Origin of the sequence: Amycolatopsis sp. 3B14 (assembly GCF_050958625.1) — a bacterium.
In the GTDB taxonomy this organism is placed as follows: domain Bacteria; phylum Actinomycetota; class Actinomycetes; order Mycobacteriales; family Pseudonocardiaceae; genus Amycolatopsis_E; species Amycolatopsis_E thermoflava.
This window is the reverse complement of the sequence record NZ_JBHZEN010000045.1, coordinates 37,742-61,094: the sequence shown is the minus strand read 5'-3', so window position 1 is coordinate 61,094 and position 23,353 is coordinate 37,742. Positions and strand designations below refer to the sequence as shown.

Sequence of the window (23,353 nt, the reverse complement as noted above, 5' to 3'; positions counted from 1 at the left end):
GGCGGATACCGACCTCGGGGGGAGCCACGAGTGAGTGCCGCACGGGCGATCGGACTGCTGCTGGGGGCGGCGGCGGACGGGGTGATCGGCGAGCCGAAGCGCGGACGGCCGGTCACCGTGTTCACCCGCGCCGTCCGGACCGTCGACGCGAGCCTGCCCGAGCACCGCCTCGCCGGGGTCGCCTTCGCCGGCGGGCTGGCCGGCTCGGCCGTCGTGGCCGGGGTGCTGGCGGAGCGGTCACTGCGGCGCAGCCCGGTCCTGCAGGCGCTCGGCACGGCCGTCGCGACGTGGGCCGTCCTCGGCGGCGCCGGTCTCGCGGCCGACGGCACCGAACTGGCCCGCGATCTCGAAGAGGGCGAACTCGACGCGGCCCGCGAGACGTTGTCCGAACTGGACAGCAGGCAGACCGGCGGGCTGAACGTCGTCGGCCTGTCCCGGGCGTCGGTGGAGTCGGTCGCGCAGCACACCGCGGACGCCGTCGTCGGCCCGCTGTTCTGGGGCGCGGTCGCCGGGATGCCCGGCCTGCTCGCCGCGCGGACCGTGTCGGTGCTGCGGACCGGTGACCCGACCCGTCCGGCGGGATGGTTCGCGCGGCGCCTGGACGACCTGGTCAACCTGCTGCCGACGCGGTTCGCCGCCGCGCTGACGGTGTCGAGCGCGCCGGTGGTCGGCGGCTCGGCGGCCGGGGCGTGGCGCGCGTGGCGGCGGGACACCGCGGCCCACCCGAGCCCGAACGCCGGCCGGATGGAGGCGGCGTTCGCGGGCGCGCTGGAGATCCGCCTCGGCGGCCGCACGGTCTACCCGCACGGCGTCGAGGAGCTGCCGGTGCTGGGCGACGGCCGGAACCCGGACGCCGGGCACGTCACGCGCGCGGTGGAGTTGTCGCGTGTGGTCGGGTGGCTGGCCGGGGTCAGTTCCGCTGTGCTGGCTGCTCTGTTCGGTCTTCGCCGCCGGTCTCGTTAGCCGCCGCGTCGTCCTCGGCGAGGATCTCGGCGACCGATTTGCGCTTGCGCTTGTTCTTCTCGGCCATCTCGTTGAGCACGCCGCCGGGCTTCAGCTCGCGGACCGTGAAGTACACCAGGCCCGCGATCGCCATGACCCCGAACGCGATCCACTGCAGCGCGTAGGAGAAGAACGGGCCGGCGTCGGTCTGGGGCAGCGGCAGCGCGTTGAGCACGCCAGGCTGGTCGGAGTCGAGCTGGAAGTAGCCGCTGCGGATGTCCAGGCCGCTCGACCGCGCCACCACCCGGGAGTCGACGCTGTAGCTCTGCAGCTTGCCGTGGGTGGAGGCGTCGGCGAACGCGTCCCGGTTCTTCGGGTCGTTCTCGTCCTCGCGGATCCGCGCGACGATCGTCACCGTGCCTGCGGGCGGTGCGGCGTAGGGCGGGACCTCGGTGCGGGAGTCCGGCTGGAGGTAGCCCCGGTCGACGAGGACGACCTGTCCGTCGGTCGCGCGGAACGGGGTGAGCACCTCGAACGCGGGCTGCCCCTGCACGGTCCGCAGCCGGGCGACGACCTCGTGCTCCGGCAGGTAGGAGCCGGTGATCTCGACGCGGGTCCACTCGGTGTCGGTGTCGGGGACGGCGCCGGGCGGGAGAACGTCGTTCAGCGGACGCGGGCCGGCGGTGAGAGAGGCCTCGATGGCCCTGTTCTGGGCTTCGCGCTCGTCGTTGCGGGAGAACTGCCACGGGGACAGCAGCGTGAAGCAGGCGAACGCGAACGCGAGCACACCCACCACGAGGGCGAGCCAGCTCGGCCGGAGGAGGAACTTCAGCCGCACACCCCTACGGTAGGCCGTCCGCGGTGGGAGGCGTGTGGGGAGGTCAGCGCAGCGTGTGGCAGGTGACACCTGTGGTGCCTGCCGCGCGTTGCACGACAGGGCGCCTCAGCGTGCCAGCGCCGCCTCAGCCGCGCGCAGCGCCTGCCGCGCGTAGCCGGCCCCGAACACCGCCGCGTGCATGAGCAGCGGGAACAGCTGGTGCAGCTCCACGCGCTCCCGCCAGCCGTCGGCGAGCGGGGCGTCCAGGTCCTTCGCCGCCTCCTCGTACGCGCCCAGGATGTGCTCCAGCAGCGGCGTGCCGAACAGCCGCAGCATCGCCAGGTCCGTCTCGCGGTGCCCGCCGTGCGCGGCCGGGTCGATGAGCCACACCGCGCCCTGCCCCCAGTGCACGTTGCCGCTCCACGCGTCGCCGTGCAGGCGGGACGGCGGTTCGGCCGGGCCGCCCAGCTCGGGCAGCCGCGCGCACAACCGCTCGAACACCTGCGCCTGCCCCGCGTCGTACAGGCCCTGGTCCACGCACATCCGCACGTACGGCAACACGCGGTGCGAACCGTAGAACGTCGCCCAGTCTGGGCACTCCTCGTTGCGCATCGGGGCGAGACCCATCCACGCGTCGGCCGGTCCGCCGGGTGGCGGCGAACCGTACGCGGGCGCGCCCCGCAGGTGCAGCCGCGCCAGGCCGCGCCCGAACGCCTCCGCCGCGGCCGTCTCGGGGTACGTCGGCGGCACGTACTCCATGACGATCCACTCGTCGTCGTGCGCGTGGACCCGCGGGACCGGCACGTCGCCGTGCTCGCCGAGCCACCGCAGCCCGGCGGCTTCGGCGGCGGTCGCGCCGGGCCCGCTGCCCTGCTTCGCGACCAGCACACCCCGCCCCTCGGCGGTCACCAGGCACACCGCGCCCCCGCTGCGGCGCACGCCGGTGACCGGGACTCCCAGCAGCCGTTCGACGGCTTCGCGAACGCTCATGTCCAGCACCTTTTCGTCTGCCCGCCGTCACGGTAACCGCGCGCGGCCGCGACCGCATGAGCGCAGCTCAGAGCCGCGCCTTCGCCCAGTCCAGCAGAGCGGGAACGGTCCGCTCGACCATCGCGAGGACCTCGTCGAACCCGTCGTCGCCGCCGTAGTACGGGTCCGGGATCTCCGCGCCGTCGGGGGCTTCGGGGTCGAAGGACCGCAGCAGCCGCACGCGCTCGGGGTCGTCCACCAGCCGGCGCAGTTCCCGCAGGTGGCCCCGGTCGGCGGCGAGCAGCAGGTCGGCGGCCAGGTGGTCGCTGTCGACCTGCGCGGCCACGTGCTTGCCGGTGTAGCCGTGCTCGCGCAGGGTCTCGCGGGCACGCGGATCGGCCGGTTCGCCGACGTGCCACGGCCCGGTGCCGGCGCTGGTGACGCGGACCCGGTCGGCGAGCCCGGCGCGCTCCAGGTGCGCCCGGAAGACGATGGCCGCCATGGGGGACCGGCAGATGTTGCCGGAACAGACGAAGCAGATGTGCAGGCTCGGCTCGGTCACACCCCGCAGTCTGCCCCACGCCGCATGCGAAGATCCCCCCATGCCCGCCCTCGCCGAAGTGATCGCCGCACTGGAGGACGCCTACCCGCCCGCGCTCGCGGAGAGCTGGGACGCGGTCGGCCTGGTCTGCGGCGACCCCGCCGAGCCGGTCACCGACGTCCTGATCTGCGTCGACCCGGTCGCGGCCACCATCGACGAGGCCATCGAGACCGGGGTCCAGCTGGTCGTCGCGCACCACCCGCTGCTGCTGCGCGGCGTGCACGGCGTGCCGGCCGACACCCCGAAGGGTGCGCTGGTGCACCGCCTCATCCGCGCCGGCATCGCCCTGTACTGCGCGCACACGAACGCCGACTCCGCCAACCCCGGGGTGTCCGACGCGCTCGCCGAGGCGATCGGGCTGCGGGTGCTGCGCCCGCTCGACCCGCACCCGGACGGCTCCACCGGCCTCGGCCGCATCGGCGAGCTGCCCGAGCCCGAGCCGTTCGCCGCGTTCGTGCGCCGGGTGGCCGCCGCCCTGCCCGCCACCGAGCCGGGCGTCCTCGGGGCGGGCGACCCGGACCGTCTCATTAGGACGGTGGCGGTGTCCGGCGGGGCCGGGGACAGCTTCCTCGGCGCCGCGACCGCGGCCGGCGTGGACGCCTACGTCACCGCCGACCTGCGGCACCACCCCGCGGGCGAGCACCTGGAAACCGGCGCGGACGCGCCCGCACTGGTCGGCCTGACCCACTGGGCCAGCGAGTGGCCGTGGTGCGGTCAAGCCTCGGCCGTCCTGCGGGACGCCTTTGCGGGTAACGTCAACGTTCACGTGTCCGCGCGCCGAACCGATCCGTGGACCATCCGTGCGTAATCCGAGGGAGTACCAGTGAAGGCAGAGCCAGCCGTCCAGCGTCAGCTGCTCGAGCTCGCGAAAGTGGATGCCGAGCTGTCCCGGGTCGAGCACCGCCGCCGCACCATGCCCGAGCTCGCCGAGATCGAGGGCATCCAGAAGACCCTGCGCGAGCTGCGCGACACGGCGATCCGGCACGAGACCGCCGCCTCCGACCTGGACCGCGAGATCGCCCGGCAGGAGAAGGAGATCGAGTCCGTCCGCGCCCGCGAGGACCGCGACCGCAAGCTGATCGACGGCGGCACCCTGCCCGCCAAGCAGGTCGCGGACCTGCAGCACGAGCTGGAGACACTGGCCCGGCGCCAGAGCGCGCTCGAGGACGACCTGCTGGAGCTGATGGAGCGCCGCGAAGCGCTCGGCCTGGACGTGCAGCGCACCGGCGCCGAGGTCGACAAGACCGAGCAGGCGCTGGCCGACGTCGAGGGCCGCCGCGACGAGACGCTCAAGGACCTGGACACCACGAAGGCCCGCCGCGAGGAGGACCGCGCCAAGCTGGTGCCGCGGTTCCCGGAGGGGCTGCTGAAGCTGTACGAGCGGGTCCGCGCGCACAAGGGCATCGGCGCCGCGCTGGTGCGGGCCCGGAAGTGCCTGGCCTGCAACATGGAGTTCGACCGCAACACCGTGTCCGAGCTCAAGGCGGCCGCCGAGGACGAGGTCGTGCAGTGCGAGAACTGCGGCGCGATCCTGGTGCGGACGGTGGAGTCGGGCCTGTGAGAGTGGTCGTCGAGGCCGATGGCGGTTCGCGGGGCAACCCCGGGCCTGCCGGGTACGGGGCCGTCGTCCGCGACGCCGTGACGGGCGCGGTCCTGGCCGAGCGCCAGGAGGGGCTCGGGGTGGCGACGAACAACTTCGCCGAGTACTCGGGCCTGATCGCCGGGCTGCGGGCGGCCGCCGAGGCGGGCGCCACCGAGGTGGACGTCCGGATGGACTCGAAGCTGGTGGTCGAGCAGATGTCCGGCCGCTGGAAGATCAAGCACGAGGCGTTGAAGCCGCTCGCCGAGCAGGCGCGTCAGCTGGCCGCCGGGTTCGCGGCCGTGCGCTACGAGTGGATCCCACGCGCGGAGAACGCACACGCCGACCGGCTCGCCAACGAGGCGATGGACACCCAGGCGGGCAAGAGCGCGGGCCCGGAGCGCACGACGCCGCAGAAATGGACCGGCGCGCAGGGCACCCCGACGCGGATGATGCTGCTACGGCACGGGCAGACCGCGATGTCGGTGGACCGCCGGTACTCGGGCCGCGGTGACGTGCCGCTGACCGAGCACGGCCTGCAGCAGGCCGCGGCTGCCGCGAAACGCCTCGCCGCGCTGCCGGACCTCGGCACGGACACCGCGATCGTGACGTCCCCGTTGACCAGGGCGAAGCAGACGGCCCAGTCGGTCGCCGACGCGCTCGGCGCCCGCGTGGAGACCCACCCCGGCCTGCTGGAGACCGATTTCGGCGAGTGGGAGGGGCTGACCTTCACCGAGGCCGCCCAGCGCGACCCCGAGCTGCACGGCCGGTGGCTGCGCGACCCGTCGGTGCCCGCGCCGGGCGGGGAGAGCTTCGACGAGGTGCACCTACGGGTCCGCCGCACGCGGGACGAGCTGGTCGAGAGCCACGCCGGCCGGACGATCATCGTCGTCAGCCACGTCACCCCGATCAAGTCCCTGCTGCGGCTCGGCCTGGACGCGGGGCCGTCGTTGCTGTTCCGGCTGCACCTGGACCTGGCGTCGCTGTCGATCGTGGAGTTCTACCCGGACGGCAACGCGTCGGTGCGCCTGGTCAACGACATCTCGCACCTGGCCTGAGCCTCACGGCAAGGCGGGCGCCGCGGCCCGCAGGCGCGCGGCGTCCCGGCCGGGTGGCGCGCCGAACAGGCGGCGGTACTCCCGGCTGAACTGCGACGGGCTGTCGTAGCCGACGAGGTGCCCGACGCCGGCGACGTCGTCCGGCCGGGCCAGCAGCAGTGACCGCGCCTCCTGCAGCCGGATCCGTTTCTGGAACTGCAGGGGGCTCATCGCGGTGACCGCGCGGAAGTGCCGGTGGAACGCCGAGGCGCTCAGCCCGCACAGCCGCGCGAGCTCCGCGATCCGCATCGGCTCGGCGTAGTTCTCCCTGATCCGGCCGATCGCGCGGCCGACGAGGCTCAGGCTGCTGTCGGCGAGGCCGATCTGACGCAGCGTCGGCCCGCACGGGCCGGTGAGCAGCCGCCAGAGGATCTCCCGCTCGATCAGCGGGGCGAGCACGGGCACGTCGGCGGGCCGGTCGAGCAGCCGCAGCAGCCGGGTCACGGCGTCGAGCAGGTCGGCGTCGGCGTCGCCGGTGTCGATGGCGGGCCCAGCCGGGGCGCGCGGGGCGGGCGCCTCCAGCAGCAGCGGCGCGATCGCCGACGGCCGCAGCACCAGCCCGGCGCCCAGCGACGGCGCCTCCAGGAACCGGCCGGTGACCGGCAACGCGGCGGTGACCAGCAGGAACTGGCCCGCCCGGTACTCGAACACGCGGTCGCCCAGCAGCAGCCGTTTCCCGCCCTGAGCCATCAGCACGAGCAGCGGTTCGGTGAGCGAGTGCTCCGGCTCGGTGGTGTCCACCCGGGACAGCAGCAGGCCGTCGACCGGCGTCCGCAGGTCCGGGCGGGCGTGGGCCGCGATGAGGTCGCGGATCTCGTCGAGCACCCCTCGACGGAACCACCCCGGCCGAGGAGGCACAAGCCCGATCCGGGCGGAGTCGAGAGGATCGTGCAAGAGCCCGCGCGGATCGGTCTACCTGGCACCGGCTGCCGCGGGCTTCGATGGGAGGACCATCCGGACCGACACGAGGAGCACCTCCCATGCCGCTCGACCACTACCTCACCCTGGGCCGATCCGGGCTGCGCGTCAGCCCGTACGCCCTCGGCGCGATGACCTTCGGCGACGACCCCGGTGGCGCCGGGTGCGGCGTCGAGGAGTCGGAGAAGATCCTGGCGACCTACCTCGACCGCGGCGGGAACTTCGTCGACACCGCGAACTTCTACACGAACGGGCATTCCGAGAAGATCCTCGGCGACTGGTTCGCCGCCCACCCGGGACGCCGCGACCGCGTGGTGCTGGCGACGAAGTTCTTCACCAACATGCACCCCGGCGACCCGAACGGCGGCGGCGCCGGACGGCGGTCGGTGATCGCCCAGCTCGACGAGTCGCTGCGCCGCCTGCGGGCCGATCACGTGGACCTGTACTGGCTGCACAACTGGGACCGCCACACCCCGGTCGAGGAGACGCTGCGGGCGCTCGACGACTTGGTCCGCGCCGGCAAGGTCCGCTACGTCGGCTTCTCGAACACGCCTGCGTGGGTCACCGCGCAGGCCCAGACCACGGCGCTGCTGCGGGGCTGGACGCCGCTGATCGCGCTGCAGGTCGAGTACTCGCTGCTGGCGCGCACGGTCGAAGGTGAGATCGCGCCGCTGGCCGCCGACCAGGGCCTCGGGCTGGTCGCGTGGAGCCCGCTGAAGAACGGTTTCCTGTCCGGCAAGTACCGCCGGGGCGCCGCGCCGGCCGATTCCGCCCGGGCGGCCTTCGTGGGCGGTCCCACGGAGTCCGAGTACCCGGTGATCGAGGTGGTGGCTGCGATCGCCGAGGAGCTGGGCACGACGTCCGCCGCGGTGTCGCTGGCGTGGCTGCGGGCGCGGGGAGTGGTGCCGATCCTGGGCGCCCGGCGCTTGAGCCATCTGGAGGACAACCTCGACGAGGTCGCCTTGCTGCCGGAGCACGTGCGCACCTTGGACGAGGTGTCGGCCCCGGAGCTGGCCTACCCGGCCCCGATGCACGGCGAGCAGCGAGCGATGCTCCAGTTCGCGGGCACCACGATCGACGGAGAGCCCTCGACGGTGTACCCGCCACTGGCCCCCGGCACGGTGCGCTACTAGCGTGCTCAGGGGCGGAGGCAGCCGGCCGGGAAGGGCAGTGCGACCGCCCGCGAGCGCCGGATGCGCGGCCTTCACCACACGCTCGCTTCGCGCGACAGGTGGAGGCGCCCGCGGCTTCAGCGCTGCGGCCCACCGGCGCGCCGCGGAACGCACCGCCGAATCCGATCTCCCGGCCAGCCTGGAAGGCCTGCCGGTCCCGGCGGAGGCGCCGCGCGTGTCCACATCTGCGGAGCATGCAGCCGCGCAGGCCGTCCAACATCGTCGGAGGTTAGAGCACCAGCCACAGCGCGACGGTCGCCGCCGCGAGGCTTGCCGGCACCGTCGCCAGGCCGAGCCGCGTGAACTCGCCCAGGCCAGGTGCGTCCCGGCCGAGCACGCGGCGCCACAGCAGCGTCGCGAGCGAGCCGAGGTACGTGGCGTTCGGCCCGATGTTCACGCCCAGCAGCACGGCGAGCAGCACCCCGGGCGCGGGGTGCGGGCCGAGCGCCGCCAGCAGGATCAGCGTCGCCGGGAGGTTGTTGACCAGGTTGGCCAGCGCGGCCGCCACGAACGCCGCCAGCAGCAGCCCGCCGAGGCTCGCCGTGTCCGGCAGCAACGCCCGCAGCGGGCCGCCGAGCAGGTGGTCCGACACCGCCTGCACGACGATCGCCAGCCCGAGCACGAACAGGCTGAGCAGCGGGTTCGCCGCCACCACCAGCTGGCGCGGGCTGGTCTCGCGCCGCGCGAGCGCCCGCACCGCCAGCACGGCGGCGGCGATCGCGGCCACCCACCCCGGCGCGAGCCCGATCAGCGGCCCCACCCCGAACCCGGCCAGCGTCAGCCCGATGACGACCAGCGCGAAGACCGGCGCGGCCCGGTCGACGGCGGGCGGCTCCACGGACCCGGCCAGGTCGCGCCGGAAGAACCACCCGAAGACCGCCAGCTCGACCGCGACGGTGACCAGCCACGGCAGGGCCATCAGCGCGGCGAACCCGGTGAAGGTCAGCCCGGACGCGGCGAAGGCCAGCAGGTTGGTCAGGTTCGAGACGGGCAGCAGCGTGGACGCCGAGTTGGCCAGGTGCGCGCACGCGTAGACGTGCGGCTTGGGCGGCAGGTCGAGCGTCCGCGTGGTGGCCAGGACGACCGGCGTCAGCAGGACGACGGTCGCGTCGAGGCTCAGCACCGCGGTCGTGCCCGCCGCCGCCGCGAAGGTCAACGCCAGCAGCCGTCGCGGACGGCCGCGGGAGGCGGTGGCCAGCCGGGCGCCGAGCCACCGGAACACACCCTCGCGGTCGGCGAGGTCGGCCAGCACGAGGATCGCCGCGAGGAACCCGAGCGTCGGCGCCATCGCGGTGACCTGCGCCAGCGCTTCACCGGGCGAGACCAGCCCGATGGCGAGCACGACGAGCGCGGCGGGCACGGCGACCAGCGCCTCCGGCAACCCGCGCGGGCGCGCCATGGCGAACCCGAGAACGGCGGCGAGCGCTCCGAGACTCCCGACCGCCGCGACCACGCCCTCAACGCTAGCGGCTCCGCCCACGGGTGAAGGCCACCCCCGCGCCCGAGCGCTGCGGGGGTGGCCTTCCGGCAACAGGTGGCTACGTGTACCAGCTCGGCTCGGGGAGGCGGCCGTTCAGCGCGTAGTCCCCGACCTCCCGCCGCTTGTACGGCAGCGGGTCGTGCAGCGAGTGCGTGCGCAGGTTCCGCCAGAACCGGTCCAGCCCGTACTTCGTGGCGCTCGCCCGCGCGCCGGTCAGCTCGAAGATCTTCGTGCCGATCTCCAGCCCGGTGTCCACGATCCGCTGCTTGGCCGCGGCGATCAGCACCGCCACCTCGCCGCGCGCCTCGGGCGTCAGCTCCTCCCGCGGCGCGTGCAGGAGCGGCGAGATCGCCGCCCCGGCCCGGTCCACCAAGGCTTCCGCCGCCCACAGCTTGGCCTGCAGGTCGCCGTAGCCCTCCAGCACGTACCACTCCTCGGTGGCGGACGCCTTGTCGTCCCCGCCGTAGGGCCAGGCGCGGGTCCGCTCACGCGTGTAGGCCAGCGCCGACTCCAGCGCCCCCTGCGCGATACCGAGGTAGAAATTGGTGAACACCAACTGGATGGTGGGCACGTTCAGCGTGTTGTAGACGAGCGGCTGGAATTTCCGGTCCACGTATCCGGCGGCGTCCGACCACGGCACGCGCACGTCGGAAATGGTCACGCTGCCCGATTCGGTGAGCCGTTGCCCGATGTTGTCCCAGTCGTCGTGGAACACGATTCCCGGCTGTTTCGACGGCACGATCGCGAAGATGTGCTCGTCGGTCCCTTCCAGGACGCCCTCCAGCACGGTCAGGTCCGACACCTTGCTGCCGGTGGAGAACGACTTGTGCCCGTGGTAGACGAGCTCGTCGCCGTCCTGCGTGATCTTCAGGTCCGAGTCGCGCGGGTTGACCGCGCCGCCGAAGAAGAAGTTGTTCTTCGTGTACAGCTCCTCGACCGCGGCGATCTGCGCGTCGGTGCCGACCAGGCGCGCCGCCCACGCCCACAGGTAGTGGTAGCCGAGGAGCTGGCCGATCGAGCCGTCCGCCTTGGCGATCTCCCGGATCACCTGGTAGGCGGTCTCCCAGGTCTGCCCGCCGCCGCCGTGCTCGGCGGGCCCGAGCAGGGTGACCAGGCCGTGGTCCTTGAGCAGCTGGACTTCGGCGTAGGGCGTGTTGTTCGCACGGTCGCGCTCGACGGCGTCGACCGCCAGCTGGGCGGCGACCTCGCGGGCGCGGGCGATCCAGTCGGTCACGAGAAGCTCCCTACGGGCTCGGGGGTGGCGGCGGTGGCGTCGAGCTCCTTCTCGAGCTCGCGGATGACGGGCAGCACTTCGCGGCCGAAGTACTCGACGTCCTCGTGGTAGTGCAGGAAACCGAGCAGCAGCAGGTCCGCCCCGCGCCGCTTGTACTCCACCGCCCGGCGCGCGATCTGCTCCGGCGTGCCGATGAGCCCGGTGCGGAACCCGTCGTTGTACTGGACCAGGTCGGCGAACTCGGAGTCCGCCCACATGCCCTTCTTGTCCGATGTCGAGCGCCCGGCCTGCTGGACCGCGGACCGGAAGCCCTCGACGGCCTGGACGTCGGCCTTGTCCACGATCTCGCGCAGCACGTCCCGCGCCTCGGCCTCGGTGTCCCTGGCGATCACGAACCCGTTCAGCCCGAACCGCACCGCGTGGTTGTGCTCCGCCGCGTAACCGCGGACCTCGGCGACCTGCTCGCTGAAGCCGTCGAAGTCCTTGCCGTTGCTGAAGTACCAGTCCGACACACGGCCGGCCAGCTTGCGCGCGGCGGTCGAGTTGCCGCCCTGGAACACCTCCGGGTGCGGACGGTCCGGTGTGGACAGCGGTTTGGGCTTGATGTCGAAGTCGTGGATCCGGTAGAAGTCGCCGCGGAACTCGGCCGCGTCGTTCGTCCACAGTTCCTTGAGGACGCGGATGAACTCCTCGGACCGCCGGTAGCGTTCGTCGTGCTCCAGCCACGGCTCGCCGAGGCCGGTGAACTCGTCCTTGAACCAGCCGCTCACCACGTTCACCGCGGCCCGGCCGCCGGACAGCACGTCCGCGCTGGCCACGAACTTCGCCAGCACCCCGGGGTGCCACAGTCCGGGGTGGACGGCCGCGATCACCTTGAGCCGCTGGGTCGCCAGCAGCAGCGCCAGGCTGAACCCGGTGGACTCGTGCTGATAGGCGGCGCCGTAACTGGCGGTGTAGCGGACCTGGGTGAGGGCGTACTCGAATCCGTTGTTCTCGGCGAGCACGGCGAGCTCTCGGTTGTAGTCGTAACCCCAGTCGGTGCGTTGTTCGATGCGGCTGGTGACCAGTCCGCCACTGACGTTGGGCACCCAATATGCGAATTTGAGTGGTGCGGGCATGAAGGCTCCACAGAAATGGTTTCGGGAATTGTGCGTCGACGGCCGCGCGATCTGATTCCGAGTAAAGCGGCGGGCAGGGGGAGGGGCAACCGACGTCCACGGCGTGGGAACGGTTACCCTGAGTGGGCGGACGAGTTGGCCGGGCGGTCGCGAGGGGTCACTCCCTCGAGGAAAGTCCGGACTCCACAGGGCAGGGTGGTTGCTAACCGCAACCCGGGGCGACCCGCGGGACAGTGCCACAGAAAACAGACCGCCCCGGCTTCACCGCCGGGGTAAGGGTGAAACGGTGGTGTAAGAGACCACCAGCACCCCGGGTGACCGGGGTGGCTAGGTAAACCCCACCCGGAGCAAGGCCAAGAGGGCGCCGCGAGGCGCCTGCGCAGGCGATCGAGGGCGGCCCGTCCGATGCCTGCGGGTAGGCCGCTCGAGCCTGCCGGCAACGGCAGGCCTAGATGGATGGCCGCCGCCGCGGTTCCGGCCGCGGAACAGGATCCGGCTTACAGGCCAACTCGTCCGCCCCTTTCCCGCCGGCCCGCCGGTGGCCTACGGTCGGGCTCGTGGATCACGCAGAAGCCCGCGACGTCGCGTTCCGGTGCCACCGGGTGCTCGAACCGCTGCACTCGTTCGTCTACTTCGCGCCCGAGGCGGAGCAGGAGCTGACCGCGACCGGGCTGCGGCCCGGCCGGATGGGCTACTTCGCCAGCCGGGCCGCGCCGATGGGCCCGGTCGGCGCGGGCGTCGTCGCGGCCACGTTCTACAACTTCAACCCGGAGCTGGTCGCCAGGCACATCCCGCGGGCGTGGACGCTCGCCTCGCCGGGGCGGATCCTGGAGGCCCGGCTGGCCGCGGCCGACGCCGGGCTGCGCCGCGTGCTGGGCGAGGAGCTGATCACCTCGCCGCGGCTCGCGGAGGCGGCGGAGCTGGCGCGCTCGGCGGCGTCGGTGTTGAGTCCGGAGGGGCGCCCGTTGTACGCGGGGCACGCGGAGCTGGAGTGGCCGTCGGAGCCGCACCTGGTCCTCTGGCACGCGGCGACGCTGCTGCGGGAGTACCGCGGCGACGGGCACATCGCGGCGCTGGTCGGGCACGGGCTGAGCGGGCTGGCCGCGCTGATCACCTACACGGCGACCGGGAAGGGCTTCCTGGAGCCGGTCGCGAAGACGACGCGCGGCTGGTCTGATGAGCAGTGGGCCACGGGCGTCGAGCAGCTGCGCGAGCAGGGCCTGCTCGACGCCGACGGCCGGCTCACGTCGGAGGGCGCCGTGCTGCGGCAGAGCATCGAAGAGCAGACGAACGCCTCCGCGACGGCCCCGTGGCGCCACCTGGGCGCCGAGAAGGCCGCGCGACTGCACGAGCTGGCCCGCGAACTGTCGCGGCACGCGGTCGCCCACGGCGCCTTCCCAGACGGAATCTTCGCGACGGCGCGGGCCTGAGCCCGGTCCGCGCCGCGTCGCGGGCGAGGCTTCCCGCCGCTACCAGCGGCTGAGGCCTGTCCCAAGCACGCTCACTCCCGCGCGGCTGCGCCCTGCTCACCGGCTGTGCGAGCTGGCGCGGCGGCCGTCACCTGTGGCGTCCTGCCGGGCGGAATCTTTGCGACGGCGCGGGCGTGCGCCCGGTCCGCGCCGCGTGGCGGGCGCGGCTTCCCGTGGGCGCCCGCGACCGAGGCAAGCCAAGCGGCTGCGTCCTGCTCACCGCACGCCCACGCGGCTGCGCGATCTGGCGCTCGAGCTGTTGCTTATTTCCCGGGTTGCGCACGCTGCCCCATCCAGCACTGGTGCGCGCCCTGCGCGGCGGGCCGTCGCCCACTGCGCTCACCTCCCGGATTGGATCTTCGCGGCGGCGCGAACCCGCCCCGGCCCACCCGTGGCCACGCCCCGGCGTCCCGCGGCCGCTGCCCGAGGCCGAGTGGCTTCACCCGCTCCGCCTGCTCCCCGCGCAGCCGCGAAGCAGTGGCCGACCGGCCGCGCCGAGCTCGCCTTCCCGGGTTGCGCACGCTGATCCCCGCGATTGCGGCAGGATGTCGCCACGGTGCTTCCCCAGAACAATCTCCGTGGCGGGGCCCAACCGCTCGCAGCCACGGCCGACGCCGGCCCGTAGCACCGCACCGGCGAAATCTCACCTTCCGTGAGAACGCAAGCGTTCGCGCTCGCCCTCCGTCACCGCGGCGCCCTCGGAAACTGCTCCCCACCCACCTGGCGCCGCGCTGCACATGTCGATCACCCGCTGTTCACCGCGCTCTCCGGACCACCGCGTCCCACCGCGTCCCACCGCGGCGCTCGCCACAGTGAGCGCTTACACCTGAGTCCACCCGAAAGTGCGTACCGATCACGGATCGTGAGGGCAAAACGGGTCCACCTGGGCGCTGCGTGACCGCGTTCGCCGGATCGAATGATCGACTCGCCCGGAGAAGTCGTCACGCCCGGGTACATGCCATGCGGCCGATCGGGGCATGCCACACTGTTGCTCGCGCCATCGAGGAGCGATACCGCACACCCAGAGTGAAGCGTGATTGCGCCTGTGGGTGAGTCCCTACCCACACTAGGAAATCCGGGTGCAGGGGGTTAACCCTGAGCGGTCTTGCCACGATGATGGAGGGCGACGAGTTCAGGAGAAGTGGCCGTACTGTGCCTGGTGTGGATGGACTGCCGTTCGACAGAGAGCGCTTTGACCGTCACAGCTTGTGACGCCATGATGGGCTAGAACAGACCGGACCGGACTTTCCGACCTCGTGGGCCTGCCCCGCGCCGACCCACCCGACACCCACACTCCTCGCACCTGGGAGTACGCGATGACCATGATGACACTTGTGCAGCAGCTGGCGCAGGGCGAGATCAGGACCCGTGGAGTCCAGCAGTGGCTCCTCGACAACATCATCCCCCTGGTCCTGCTCGCCGTCGCGCTGCTGCTGCTCTGGCTCGGTGGCGGCAAAGGCGACAACGCCGGCGTCATGCGCCGCCTGGCCGGTGTGGTGATCGCGCTTGCGATCGTCGGCCTCGCCGTGAGCGGGCTCGGCGTCAACGTCGGCGAGTGGATCGCCGGCTTGTTCACCAGCTGACGGCGCGGGGTAACGCGCGTGCGGATTCGAACCGATGACGAGGTCTACCGGGTCGACGCGGTCTGGCTCGGCCCGCCGAAGGCGACGTTCCCGTGGCGGGCCCGCTACGTGGCCTGGGGCGTCGGCATCCCGGTGTTCCTCGTCGTCCTGGCGGTGGAACGGCAGCTCGGCTTCGGGTTCGGCTTCTTCTCCACCGCGTGGGCGTTCGTCATCACGATCTTGATCACCCGGATGATCACCGCCAAGATCAGTCACGAGCGTCCGCTCGGAGCCGTCATGACGATGTGGCTGCGCGAGCTGCAGACGCCCCGCGAGAAGACCTCCGGAGAGGGCGGTGCGGTCACGGCCACGAAGATCCGCGTGCGGAACCAGCGGCCGCTGCCCAAGCACAAACGGCACCTCGCCGCGGCGGGGTCGCATCCTCACCACCAGACAGCACGACCGCGTGGCGCGCGCTCTTCGGCGCCACGGTAGGAGGTAGAGGTTGTTCGGAAGCGGCGGACGCCGGAAGGCCGGGAAGTCCGACCCGAGCGGGGCTGCGCAGTGGCCGCCGCAGCCGGGTCGCGCCCCCGGCAAGCAGGGCCGCCGGCTCCCCGGTGAGCAGGCGATTCCCAGCTATACCCCGTCGATCTCCCTGCGAACCATCGACGGGCACCTGGTGCGCACCGAGAACGAGGTCTACGCCTGGTACCGGCTGGCGCCGCAGCGGTGGTCGTTCCGGTCGGACTCGCAGCGGCGCGACCTCATCGCCGCGATCGCCGGCCAGTATGCGGAGCTGCAGGGCCGCTGGCTGCACCTGCGCGTCACCACCCGCCCGTACCCGATCCGGATGTGGGCCGAGGCGCACGTCCACAACGCCATCCGCCGCCCGCCGGACGTGCCGGGCGCGCTGTCGTTCGACGACTACCTGATCGGCGAGCAGCAGCAGCTCCTCGGCCGGTCGATGGCGGAGAAAGAGGTCTACATCGGGGTGCAGGTGCAGACCCGGCGGGTCGTCGACCGCGCGGTCGAGCGCGCCGCCCCGCTGCTCCGCCGCATCCTGCCCGAGGCCGTCGACGCCGAGCTGGCCGCGCTGGACTCCGAGGTCGAGCACCTGGACCAGGTGATCGGATCGTCCGGCCTGGAAGGCCGCCCGGTGCACGCCGAGGAGATGTCCTGGCTGATGCACCGCTCGTGCTCGCTCGGCCTGCCCGCGCCCCGGCACCTGCCCGCCGTGCCCGGCGCGGCGTGGGAGCCGGAGGACCTGGCCAGCTTCACCGACGCGGCGGATTTCCACGCCGAGCCGTACGCCCCGACCCTCACGGTGCGCGGCCGCACCGGGTCGAACGCCGGGGTGCAGCGGCACCTCGCGGTGCTGACCGTCGGGCAGATGCACGGCCTGCAGATCCCCGAGGTCGACGACCCGTGGGTGCAGCACGCCGACCGGCTGCCCGCCTCGGTGGAGTGGTCGGCCCGCATCTACGTGCGCCGCCCCGAGGAGGTGGCCGGCGAGCTGCAGCGCCAGATGAACAAGGTGCGCTCGCAGGTCAAGCACTACACCGACGAGCACGAGCTGGAGCCGCCGCAGTCGCTGGCGCGGCAGGCGACCCGCGTGCTGGAGATCGACGACGAGATGACGTCGGGCTTCACGGCGCTGGCCACGCGAGTGCGGTCGTGGTGGCGGCTGGCGGTGTCCGGCGACAGCGAGCGCGAGGCGCTGCGGCTGGCCCAGCAGCTGCTCGACCTGTACAAGCCGAAGATCGCGATCGAGCACCCGGAGGCGCAGTACGCGCTGGCGCGGGAGTTCATCCCGGGCGAGCCGCTGTCCTCGTCGGCGTACATGCGCCGCGGTTCGGTGGTGTGGGCCGCGGCGGCGGTGCCGACGGCGACGGCCGAGGTCGGCGACCGGCGCGGCATCCTGCTCGGCGAGACGGTCACCGCGACCCGGCGCCCGGTGGCCTGGGACCCGTGGATGGCGCAGGAGATCCGGGACGGCTCCGGTCTGACCGCGATGGTGGCCGGTCTTGGTGGCGGCAAGTCGTTCCTCGGCGGCGGCATCGTCTACAAGACGCTGCGGGCCGGGGCGCACTGGACGCTGCTGGACCCGTCCGGCCCGCTGTCCCGGTTGTGCGACCTGCCGGAGATCCGGCCGTACGCGCGGCCCATCAACTTGCTGAATGCACAACCCGGCATCCTGAACCCGTACCGCGTGGTGGCCGAGCCGCTGCTCGAGCACTTCATGGACGAGGAGGACCCGGAGCGGGCGTGGCGGCGTGAGCGGGCGCTGGCCGGCGCGACCCGGCGGCGGCTCGTGCTGGACGTGCTCACCGGCGTGCTGCCGTATGAGGTCGCGCGGATGCCGCAGAGCCGGATCGTGCTGCTCCGGGCGGTGCGTGCCGTCGGCGGCCGCTACGACGCCGACCCCGGCCAGGTGATCGACGCGCTGCGCCGGGACTCCAGCGAGCACCACGAGCACGCGGTGGTGGTGGCGGACTTCCTGGACGAGATGCGCGAGCGCATGTCGCTGCTGATCCCGGAGAACGACGCCGACCCGTACTCGGAGACGCGGGACGACCGGCTGACGGTGCTGACGATGGCCGGGCTGACGCTGCCGAAGGACGGCGTGGGCCGCGAGCACTGGACCGACGCCGAGGCGCTCGGTGTCGAGATGCTGAACCTGGCGGCGTGGCTGACGCAGCGGTCGGTGTACGAGAAGCCGAAGGACCTGCGCAAGGGCGTGTGGATCGACGAGGCGTTCTTCCTGTCCGAGGTGCCGACCGGTCGGGTGCTGATGAACCGGTTCGCGCGTGACTCGCGGAAGTGGAACGTCCGGGTGCTGCTGTCTTCGCAGATCCCCGCGGACTTCCTGAAGATCCAGGGTTTCGTCGCGCTGCTGGACTCGGTGTTCGTCGGGCGCCTCGACGACGACGAGGCGCAGGCCGACGCGCTGCGGCTGTTGAAGGTGCCGGTCGGGGTCGGGTACGAGCAGGTGGTCGCGTCGCTGGGCAGGCGGCCCGGCGCGCAGCGCGGCCTGGAGCGCGACCGCGAGCCGAGGCAGTTCATCTTCGGCGACGGCGCCGGTGGCGTGGAGCGGATCCGGGTGGACTTCTCCGGGCCGCACCTGGCCCACCTGCGCGCGTCGCTGGACACGACGCCGGGTTCGAAGGACGCCCTGCCCGCGGACACGCACGCCCGGGACGCGGAGGCGCCGCGCGAGCAGCAGCACGTGGCGGCCCCGCCCCCGGACGACGAGCTCGAGCCGGACCTGGAGCTGGCCGCCGAGCGCGACCTGGGGCTCACGGAGGAGCAGATCCTCGCCGAGGACGTGCCGGGCTCCGGGAGTTCTGCGGGCTCGGACGGCGCCGAGGGCGAACGAGCCGGTGCGGGCAAGCGCGGCGGCTGGGACGCCGCATGACGCTCGTGACGATCCTGAGCGTGCTAGCGCTGGCCGGTGGCTGGCACGCGCTGCGGAGGGGCTTGAAGAACCGGGGCGGCCGGCGCAAGAGACCGTCCCGGTGGGCGGCCGTCGTGGCGGTCGCACTGCTGATGGGCTTCCAGACGACGGTGATGGCGCCGTCCGCCGCCGCGGCGGCGTGTGGTGAGGCGCCGAATCCCGAGCGGCCCGGTTCCGGTCTGGTGGGTGCTCTCGACCCACCCGCCCGGCACGGTGAGAACGGCAGCGCCTACCTGGACTACAGCTACGCCGGGACGGTCTGGTACGTCTACCAGACCGACTGCGGACCGTTGTCCGGCATCACGAACCCGAACACGACCATCGACACCTGGGCGGGCAACCAGCTTTTCAACATCGGCAAGAACATCGTCGGTGCGACGAACTCCCTGCACTACACGGTGATGGAGGGCGGGCTCCTCAACCCGATCTACAACGCGGTGAAGTCGGGCGCGGAGAAGGTCTACAACAACGTCTACGCGCAGCTCTTCGGCTTGTTCGCCCTGGTGCTCGCCATCATGATGTTCCGCAACATCTGGCGTGGCGACCTGTCGACGGTGAGCAAACGCGGGCTCTACGCCCTCGGTGCCGTGTGGCTGGCGGCCTCGTCGATGGCGATGTTGCAGTACTTCGACCCCATCGACCGGGCCATCGTGCAGACCAGCACCAACATCCAGGCCGGGTTCGTCGACAACTCGGGTGACCGGATCGTCCGCGAAGTGCTGCCGACGGACCTGTACAACCAGGTCATCTACAACAACTGGCTGCGTGGCGAGTTCGGCGCGCCGGACGCGCCGCAGGCGCAGCAGTTCGGGCGCCCGCTGCTCGACGCGCAGGCCTTCACGTGGACGCAGATCCGCAACGGCGACGACGCCAACCAGGGTGTGGTGGACGCGAAGAAGGCCGCGTACAAGAACATCTCCACGCAGCTGGGGCCCGCGACCCAGTACTTCACGGGTGAGGGCGGCAGCCGGACGGGGTCCGGGTTCCTCGCACTCGGCCAGAGCCTGGTCTACGCGTTGTTCCAGCTGCTGGCCAAGGCTTCGGTGCTGCTGGCTCAGGTGCTGATCCGGCTGTTCGTCCTGACGGCGCCGTTGATCGGTCTGGTCGCCCTGGTCCACCACGACATCCTGCGCCGCGTAGCGCGGTTGCTCGGGGCGGTCGGTTTCAACCTGCTCGTCCTCTCCGTGCTCGCCGGCGTGCACGCCCTTCTCCTGCAGGCGATCTTCGCCGCGGGGAACTCGCTGTCGATCCTCACCCAGATGGTCATGGCGGGCCTCGTGACCGTCCTGCTGTTCCTCGTCGGCAGGCCCGTTCGCCGTCTGTGGCAGATGGTCGAGATGTCCGTCGGCATGGTGGGGTCCTCCATTCCGGCCCCGAGCGGTGGCCTGTTCAGCCGCTTCCGGAAGAAGCAGGGGCCGACCCCGCAGGACGAGTTCTGGGAGAGCGTCCGCGAGGGCGAGGAGAGCGAGGTCGCCAGTCCGACCGGGTCGGCGGGCCGCGGGCGTCCCGAGGCGACCGTCTTCGCCACGGCTCAGCGTCTCGACGGCGCCGGCGCCATGGCCGCCCGCCCGGCCGCCGCCTGGTCCGGCGCGCCCTGGCCCGGTGGTGGGCCGGCGCTGCCGGGACACGCCAGGCCGGGCCTGCCCGCCGGCGGCGGCCACCAGCCCGCGTATGCCGGCTACACACCGGAGGGCGCGGACCCGGACGCGTTCGTCTACTCCGCGCCACCCGGCACCACCCGCCGCGCGGATGGCTGGATGCCGCCCGTCGCGCAGCGGCCCAGCCGCCGCGTCGACACCTCGCCCGTCTACGACCGCGGCTGGGACGAACCCGACCCCGTCGTCGTCCCGTCGCGCATCTCGCGGCCGGGCATGAGCGCCACCCCGGCGCAGCGGCCGGAACCGCGCCGCGCCGGGCAGGAACTCGTCGGCGGCAAGCCGGTCCACGTGCTGTACCGGCCCTCGCGCGGGCTCGAGGTGCGCGACGACTCCCGTGACACCGACCGGATCGTGCGGTGATGTAGATGCCGATCCGCACCAACCGCGGCCGCGCCGCCGTCTACCGCCGCATCTGGGGTTTCCCGCTGCGCTCGCCCGCCCACCTCGTCGGCACCGCCGTCGCGGTGATCGCGTTGATCGTGGCCATCGGCATCGTCGTGCCGCAGCTCCTCGGCAACCCGAACCGCTCGGGGCCGGAGCCGGTCCGCATCCAGGACCCCGGCGCGAGCAGCAGCCCGACCAGCGCGGGCTCCTCGCCGGCCCCGATGTCGACCCGGCTCACCGCGCCTCTGCTGCAGCCGACCTCCGCCGCGCCTGACCCGGCGGCCCTGCAGACCGCGAAGCAGTGGGCCACCGCGTGGGCGACCCACCCGGCAGGCATGACCAACGCGCAGTGGCTGGAGGGCCTCCGTCCACTCACGACGGAGGAGTACCTGCCGGAGATGTCCACTGTGGACCCGGCGAACATCCCGGCCACGAGGGTCACCGGCGAACCCACCGTCACGAAGTCCTACACCAGTTCCGTCGAGGTGCTCGTCCCGACGGACGGCCCGAAGCTGTCGATCACCGTCGCGAAGACCCCGTCCGGCTGGCTCGTCACCGGCTACGACCAGGCGAGCTGATCCATGCGGCTGGGTGTCCTCGTCGGCGTTCTCGTCGCCGTCCTCTTCGCAGGGGTCGCGACCGTCGGTGTCGTGACGAAGGTCGTCAGCGACCAGCAGCAGGCCCAGATGCAGGCCGCCTACACCAACGTCAGCTGCGACGCGGCGATCGGCCCGAGCGTGCCGGGTACCGACCAAGGCGCCGCGCAGGCCGCGAAGCTCAACGACGAGCAGCGCTACATCATCAGCCAGATCATCGAGATCGGCAAGCAGCGCGGCCTGTCACCGCGGGCGTGGCAGATCGCGATCCAGGCCGGCATGACCGAATCCGGCATGCGGAACCTGAACTACGGCGACCGCGACTCGCTGGGCATCTTCCAGATGCGCCCGTCGATGGGCTGGGGCACGGTCGCGCAGCTGCAGGACATCCCGTACCAGATCAACAAGTTCTACAACGTCCTGCTCACCGTGCCGGACTGGGACAAGCAGCGTCCCGGCGCGTCGGCGCAGGACGTGGAGCGGTCCGCGTTCCCCGAGCGCTACCACAAGTGGGAGCAGATGGCGGCCCACCTGGTCGAGAACCTGGGCCAGGTCGCGGACATGGTCGGCTGCGGTCAGAGCGCGGGCCTGGTGCTGCCGCCCAACAACGCCGCGGCCGCCGCGATCCAGTTCGCGCTGGGGGAGCAGGGCAAGCCGTACGTGTGGGGCGCGACCGGGCCGAACTCCTACGACTGCTCCGGCCTGATGCTGCGGGCCTACGAGGCGGCGGGCATCACGCTCAGCCGGGTGTCGCGGGACCAGTACAAGAACGGCGCGATGCTTCCGGTGCGTGACGCCCAACCCGGTGACCTGCTCTTCTGGGCGTACGACCCGTCGAACCCGGCGACCATCCACCACGTCGCGATGTACCTTGGCGACGGGAAGATCGTGGAGGCCCAGCAGACCGGCGTGCCGGTGCACACCCGGAAGGTCTCCTGGAACGAAGACGAGCTTGTGCCGCAGGCAGTCCGGCCCGGCGTGTAGAAGGTGGTGCCCCGTGGCGAAGAAGTTCGGTAAGCGCAACAAGAAGCCGGCGCAACTCAACGACCTGTTCGGCGCCCCGCCGCCCCCGCCGCGGCCGGGCCCGCCCGCGTCGAGCACGCCTCTCGCCGACTACTTGTCGCAGGGGTTGCCGGGGGTGGACGAGGGTTACGTCGTGCTGCCGCGTTCGCTCGCGGAGTCGATGTCGCTGCCGTGGCAGCAGCAGATGGCCGGGTTGCTGTCGCAGTTCCACCAGACGCACCGGTCACTGTCCTGGCCGGTCTACCGCACCGTGCCGTCGCGCTACGAGAAGCTCGTCGACCTGGACGAGGAGCAGCTCGCCGAGGTCGGCTACCTGGTCGAGATCGACGCCGACGGCGACATGGTCTACCGCGAGCGCAGCGGGCGGAAGGTGGAGGAGCCGGAGAACACGACGGTCCTGGTGCCCTGCCTCGACCCGATCCCGCCGCGCGGGCAGGCCCGCCGTGAGGCCGCGGCGCCCGCCCCGGACCCGGACGCCCCCCGCGCCGCGCCGATGATCATCCCGCCCGCGCCGGTGTGGCGGACCACGCCGACCACGCCGTCACCCGAGGTGCCGCCGCTGCCGGAGCCGCCGAAGAAGCTCGCCGCGCCACGCACGCCACCCGGAACAGGCCCGGCCGAGGCCGCTCCGGCCGCCGCGCCGGCGGGAGGCGCGATGCCGGGCACGCCCGGCCCGGCTGCGCCCGACGCCGGTCCGGGCGCTGTGCCTTCGGGAGCTGCGATGCCAGGCACGCCCGGCCCCGCCGCCCCCGACGCCGGTCCGGCCGCTGCTCCGGCTGGAGCCGCGACGCCGGGTCAGGCCGCGCCGCCCGGAACCGGGCCGGCCGCGCCCGAGGCCGGCCCAGCCACGCCGGCGGGTGGCGCGATGCCGGGCCAGGGCACGCCGCCCGAGCAGCGCGTGACGGACCCGAAGGCCTGGCGCACGATGGAGCCCCCGGAGGAGCCGCCCCGGTTCACAAAGCCGCTGCCCCCGCAGCCCCAGCCGACCCCCGCGGCCGGCATCCCGCTCACCAGGGCCACCGACCCGGAGCCGACGCCGCCGCAGGGCACGCCGCAGGTGAACCGCGACTGGTTCGAGCCGGACAACCCGGAGCACGAGTTCGGCCCGACCGGCCAGCCGACGGAGCTGCCGTACCGATACCGCCCCTGACCGACTAGCGGGCGTGTAGCCGCGCCCGCTAGCACCACGGCGCCGGCTCCGGCGACTGTGCCGCGCCGCGAAGCTGCGTCGACTACCACCATCGCGCTGGGTGCGCTCACTGCCGTGGCTGTGCTGAGGT

The 23,353-nt window shown here is 72.7% G+C and carries 20 protein-coding genes and 1 other RNA gene; 14 read left to right on the top strand and 7 right to left on the bottom strand.

From position 1 onward, the window contains the following. Positions 1–30: 30 nt before the first annotated feature. Positions 31–963: a cobalamin biosynthesis protein CobD/CbiB gene (locus ACCP09_RS24825; protein ID WP_027932325.1), complete on the top strand. Its 933-nt coding sequence runs from the start codon at positions 31–33 to the stop codon at positions 961–963. On the opposite strand, the gene ACCP09_RS24820 is transcribed toward ACCP09_RS24825, so the two are convergent. From ACCP09_RS24820 to ACCP09_RS24810, 3 genes are all read right to left on the bottom strand, one after another. After that, positions 911–1,780 carry an SURF1 family cytochrome oxidase biogenesis protein gene (locus ACCP09_RS24820; RefSeq protein ID WP_433750654.1) on the bottom strand — a complete coding sequence of 290 codons (870 nt, stop codon included), beginning with the start codon at positions 1,778–1,780 and terminating at the stop codon, positions 911–913. The two genes, ACCP09_RS24825 and ACCP09_RS24820, sit on opposite strands and share 53 nt — an antisense overlap. A 105-nt stretch (positions 1,781–1,885) precedes the next feature. Then, the gene (locus tag ACCP09_RS24815; protein WP_209436850.1) at positions 1,886–2,749 is read right to left on the bottom strand and encodes a fructosamine kinase family protein; all 864 of its coding nucleotides are present in this window, start codon (positions 2,747–2,749) and stop codon (positions 1,886–1,888) included. Between the two features lie 67 nt (positions 2,750–2,816). Further along, the gene (locus tag ACCP09_RS24810; RefSeq protein ID WP_027932322.1) at positions 2,817–3,290 is read right to left on the bottom strand and encodes a low molecular weight protein-tyrosine-phosphatase; all 474 of its coding nucleotides are present in this window, start codon (positions 3,288–3,290) and stop codon (positions 2,817–2,819) included. A 40-nt stretch (positions 3,291–3,330) separates the two neighbouring features. On the opposite strand from ACCP09_RS24810, the gene ACCP09_RS24805 reads away from it, so the two are divergent. Genes ACCP09_RS24805 through ACCP09_RS24795 form a run of 3 tightly spaced genes read left to right on the top strand, consistent with a single transcriptional unit; the run spans position 3,331 to position 5,966 of the window. Beyond that, positions 3,331–4,137 (top strand): Nif3-like dinuclear metal center hexameric protein, encoded by an 807-nt coding sequence (locus tag ACCP09_RS24805; RefSeq protein WP_433750649.1) that lies wholly within the window; start codon positions 3,331–3,333, stop codon positions 4,135–4,137. A gap of 15 nt (positions 4,138–4,152) precedes the next feature. Then, positions 4,153–4,890, top strand: coding sequence for a zinc ribbon domain-containing protein (locus ACCP09_RS24800; protein ID WP_020419732.1), 738 nt, complete (start codon positions 4,153–4,155; stop codon positions 4,888–4,890). Between the two features lie 2 nt (positions 4,891–4,892). Further along, the gene (locus tag ACCP09_RS24795) at positions 4,893–5,966 is read left to right on the top strand and encodes a bifunctional RNase H/acid phosphatase (protein WP_433750748.1); all 1,074 of its coding nucleotides are present in this window, start codon (positions 4,893–4,895) and stop codon (positions 5,964–5,966) included. Positions 5,967–5,969: 3 nt separating this feature from the next. On the opposite strand, the gene ACCP09_RS24790 is transcribed toward ACCP09_RS24795, so the two are convergent. Further along, positions 5,970–6,830 (bottom strand): AraC family transcriptional regulator, encoded by an 861-nt coding sequence (locus tag ACCP09_RS24790; RefSeq protein ID WP_433750645.1) that lies wholly within the window; start codon positions 6,828–6,830, stop codon positions 5,970–5,972. A gap of 155 nt (positions 6,831–6,985) precedes the next feature. Here ACCP09_RS24790 and ACCP09_RS24785 point away from each other — a divergent pair, with 155 nt between their 5' ends. Continuing rightward, entirely contained in the window at positions 6,986–8,056 is a 1,071-nt protein-coding gene (locus tag ACCP09_RS24785; RefSeq protein ID WP_433750642.1) for an aldo/keto reductase, read from the top strand. A gap of 268 nt (positions 8,057–8,324) precedes the next feature. Here the strand turns inward: ACCP09_RS24785 and ACCP09_RS24780 are convergent, their stop codons facing one another. From ACCP09_RS24780 to sfnG, 3 genes are all read right to left on the bottom strand, one after another. Continuing rightward, a complete protein-coding gene (locus tag ACCP09_RS24780; protein ID WP_433750746.1) occupies positions 8,325–9,494 on the bottom strand; it encodes an SLC13 family permease in 1,170 nt (389 codons plus the stop codon). Positions 9,495–9,633: 139 nt separating this feature from the next. Then, positions 9,634–10,809 (bottom strand): acyl-CoA dehydrogenase family protein, encoded by a 1,176-nt coding sequence (locus ACCP09_RS24775; RefSeq protein ID WP_433750639.1) that lies wholly within the window; start codon positions 10,807–10,809, stop codon positions 9,634–9,636. Beyond that, positions 10,806–11,927, bottom strand: coding sequence for a dimethylsulfone monooxygenase SfnG (gene sfnG, locus ACCP09_RS24770; protein ID WP_433750636.1), 1,122 nt, complete (start codon positions 11,925–11,927; stop codon positions 10,806–10,808). The genes ACCP09_RS24775 and sfnG overlap by 4 nt, the downstream gene beginning before the upstream one ends. Before the next feature lie 131 nt (positions 11,928–12,058). On the opposite strand from sfnG, the gene rnpB reads away from it, so the two are divergent. The 9 genes from rnpB to ACCP09_RS24725 all read left to right on the top strand — a co-directional run bounded on the left by rnpB (position 12,059) and on the right by ACCP09_RS24725 (position 23,223). After that, positions 12,059–12,443: RNase P RNA component class A (rnpB, locus tag ACCP09_RS24765), an RNA gene on the top strand. A gap of 41 nt (positions 12,444–12,484) precedes the next feature. Then, positions 12,485–13,357, top strand: coding sequence for an SCO6745 family protein (locus tag ACCP09_RS24760; protein ID WP_433750633.1), 873 nt, complete (start codon positions 12,485–12,487; stop codon positions 13,355–13,357). A gap of 1,355 nt (positions 13,358–14,712) precedes the next feature. Continuing rightward, positions 14,713–14,979 carry a hypothetical protein gene (locus tag ACCP09_RS24755; protein WP_017987022.1) on the top strand — a complete coding sequence of 89 codons (267 nt, stop codon included), beginning with the start codon at positions 14,713–14,715 and terminating at the stop codon, positions 14,977–14,979. 18 nt (positions 14,980–14,997) lie between these two features. Next, positions 14,998–15,453 carry a hypothetical protein gene (locus ACCP09_RS24750; protein ID WP_027932313.1) on the top strand — a complete coding sequence of 152 codons (456 nt, stop codon included), beginning with the start codon at positions 14,998–15,000 and terminating at the stop codon, positions 15,451–15,453. 10 nt (positions 15,454–15,463) lie between these two features. Then, positions 15,464–18,373: an ATP-binding protein gene (locus tag ACCP09_RS24745; protein WP_433750629.1), complete on the top strand. Its 2,910-nt coding sequence runs from the start codon at positions 15,464–15,466 to the stop codon at positions 18,371–18,373. Beyond that, complete coding sequence (locus tag ACCP09_RS24740; RefSeq protein WP_433750626.1) at positions 18,370–20,430, top strand: magnesium transporter; 2,061 nt, start codon at positions 18,370–18,372, stop codon at positions 20,428–20,430. The genes ACCP09_RS24745 and ACCP09_RS24740 overlap by 4 nt, the downstream gene beginning before the upstream one ends. A gap of 5 nt (positions 20,431–20,435) precedes the next feature. After that, the gene (locus ACCP09_RS24735) at positions 20,436–21,032 is read left to right on the top strand and encodes a hypothetical protein (RefSeq protein ID WP_027932310.1); all 597 of its coding nucleotides are present in this window, start codon (positions 20,436–20,438) and stop codon (positions 21,030–21,032) included. Positions 21,033–21,035: 3 nt separating this feature from the next. Beyond that, complete coding sequence (locus ACCP09_RS24730; RefSeq protein WP_027932309.1) at positions 21,036–22,034, top strand: C40 family peptidase; 999 nt, start codon at positions 21,036–21,038, stop codon at positions 22,032–22,034. Positions 22,035–22,047: 13 nt separating this feature from the next. Beyond that, positions 22,048–23,223, top strand: a complete 1,176-nt coding sequence (locus ACCP09_RS24725; protein WP_433750622.1) for a hypothetical protein — start codon at positions 22,048–22,050, stop codon at positions 23,221–23,223. Positions 23,224–23,353: the final 130 nt, after the last annotated feature.

Coding starts and splice junctions, on each gene's coding strand:
- sfnG (WP_433750636.1), bottom strand. CDS start 11,927: ATGCCCGCACCACTCAAATTCGCATATTGGGTGCCCAACGTCAGTGGC.
- ACCP09_RS24805 (WP_433750649.1), top strand. CDS start 3,331: ATGCCCGCCCTCGCCGAAGTGATCGCCGCACTGGAGGACGCCTACCCG.
- ACCP09_RS24785 (WP_433750642.1), top strand. CDS start 6,986: ATGCCGCTCGACCACTACCTCACCCTGGGCCGATCCGGGCTGCGCGTC.
- ACCP09_RS24780 (WP_433750746.1), bottom strand. CDS start 9,494: ATGGCGCGCCCGCGCGGGTTGCCGGAGGCGCTGGTCGCCGTGCCCGCC.
- ACCP09_RS24740 (WP_433750626.1), top strand. CDS start 18,370: ATGACGCTCGTGACGATCCTGAGCGTGCTAGCGCTGGCCGGTGGCTGG.
- ACCP09_RS24735 (WP_027932310.1), top strand. CDS start 20,436: ATGCCGATCCGCACCAACCGCGGCCGCGCCGCCGTCTACCGCCGCATC.
- ACCP09_RS24755 (WP_017987022.1), top strand. CDS start 14,713: ATGACCATGATGACACTTGTGCAGCAGCTGGCGCAGGGCGAGATCAGG.
- ACCP09_RS24815 (WP_209436850.1), bottom strand. CDS start 2,749: ATGAGCGTTCGCGAAGCCGTCGAACGGCTGCTGGGAGTCCCGGTCACC.
- ACCP09_RS24730 (WP_027932309.1), top strand. CDS start 21,036: ATGCGGCTGGGTGTCCTCGTCGGCGTTCTCGTCGCCGTCCTCTTCGCA.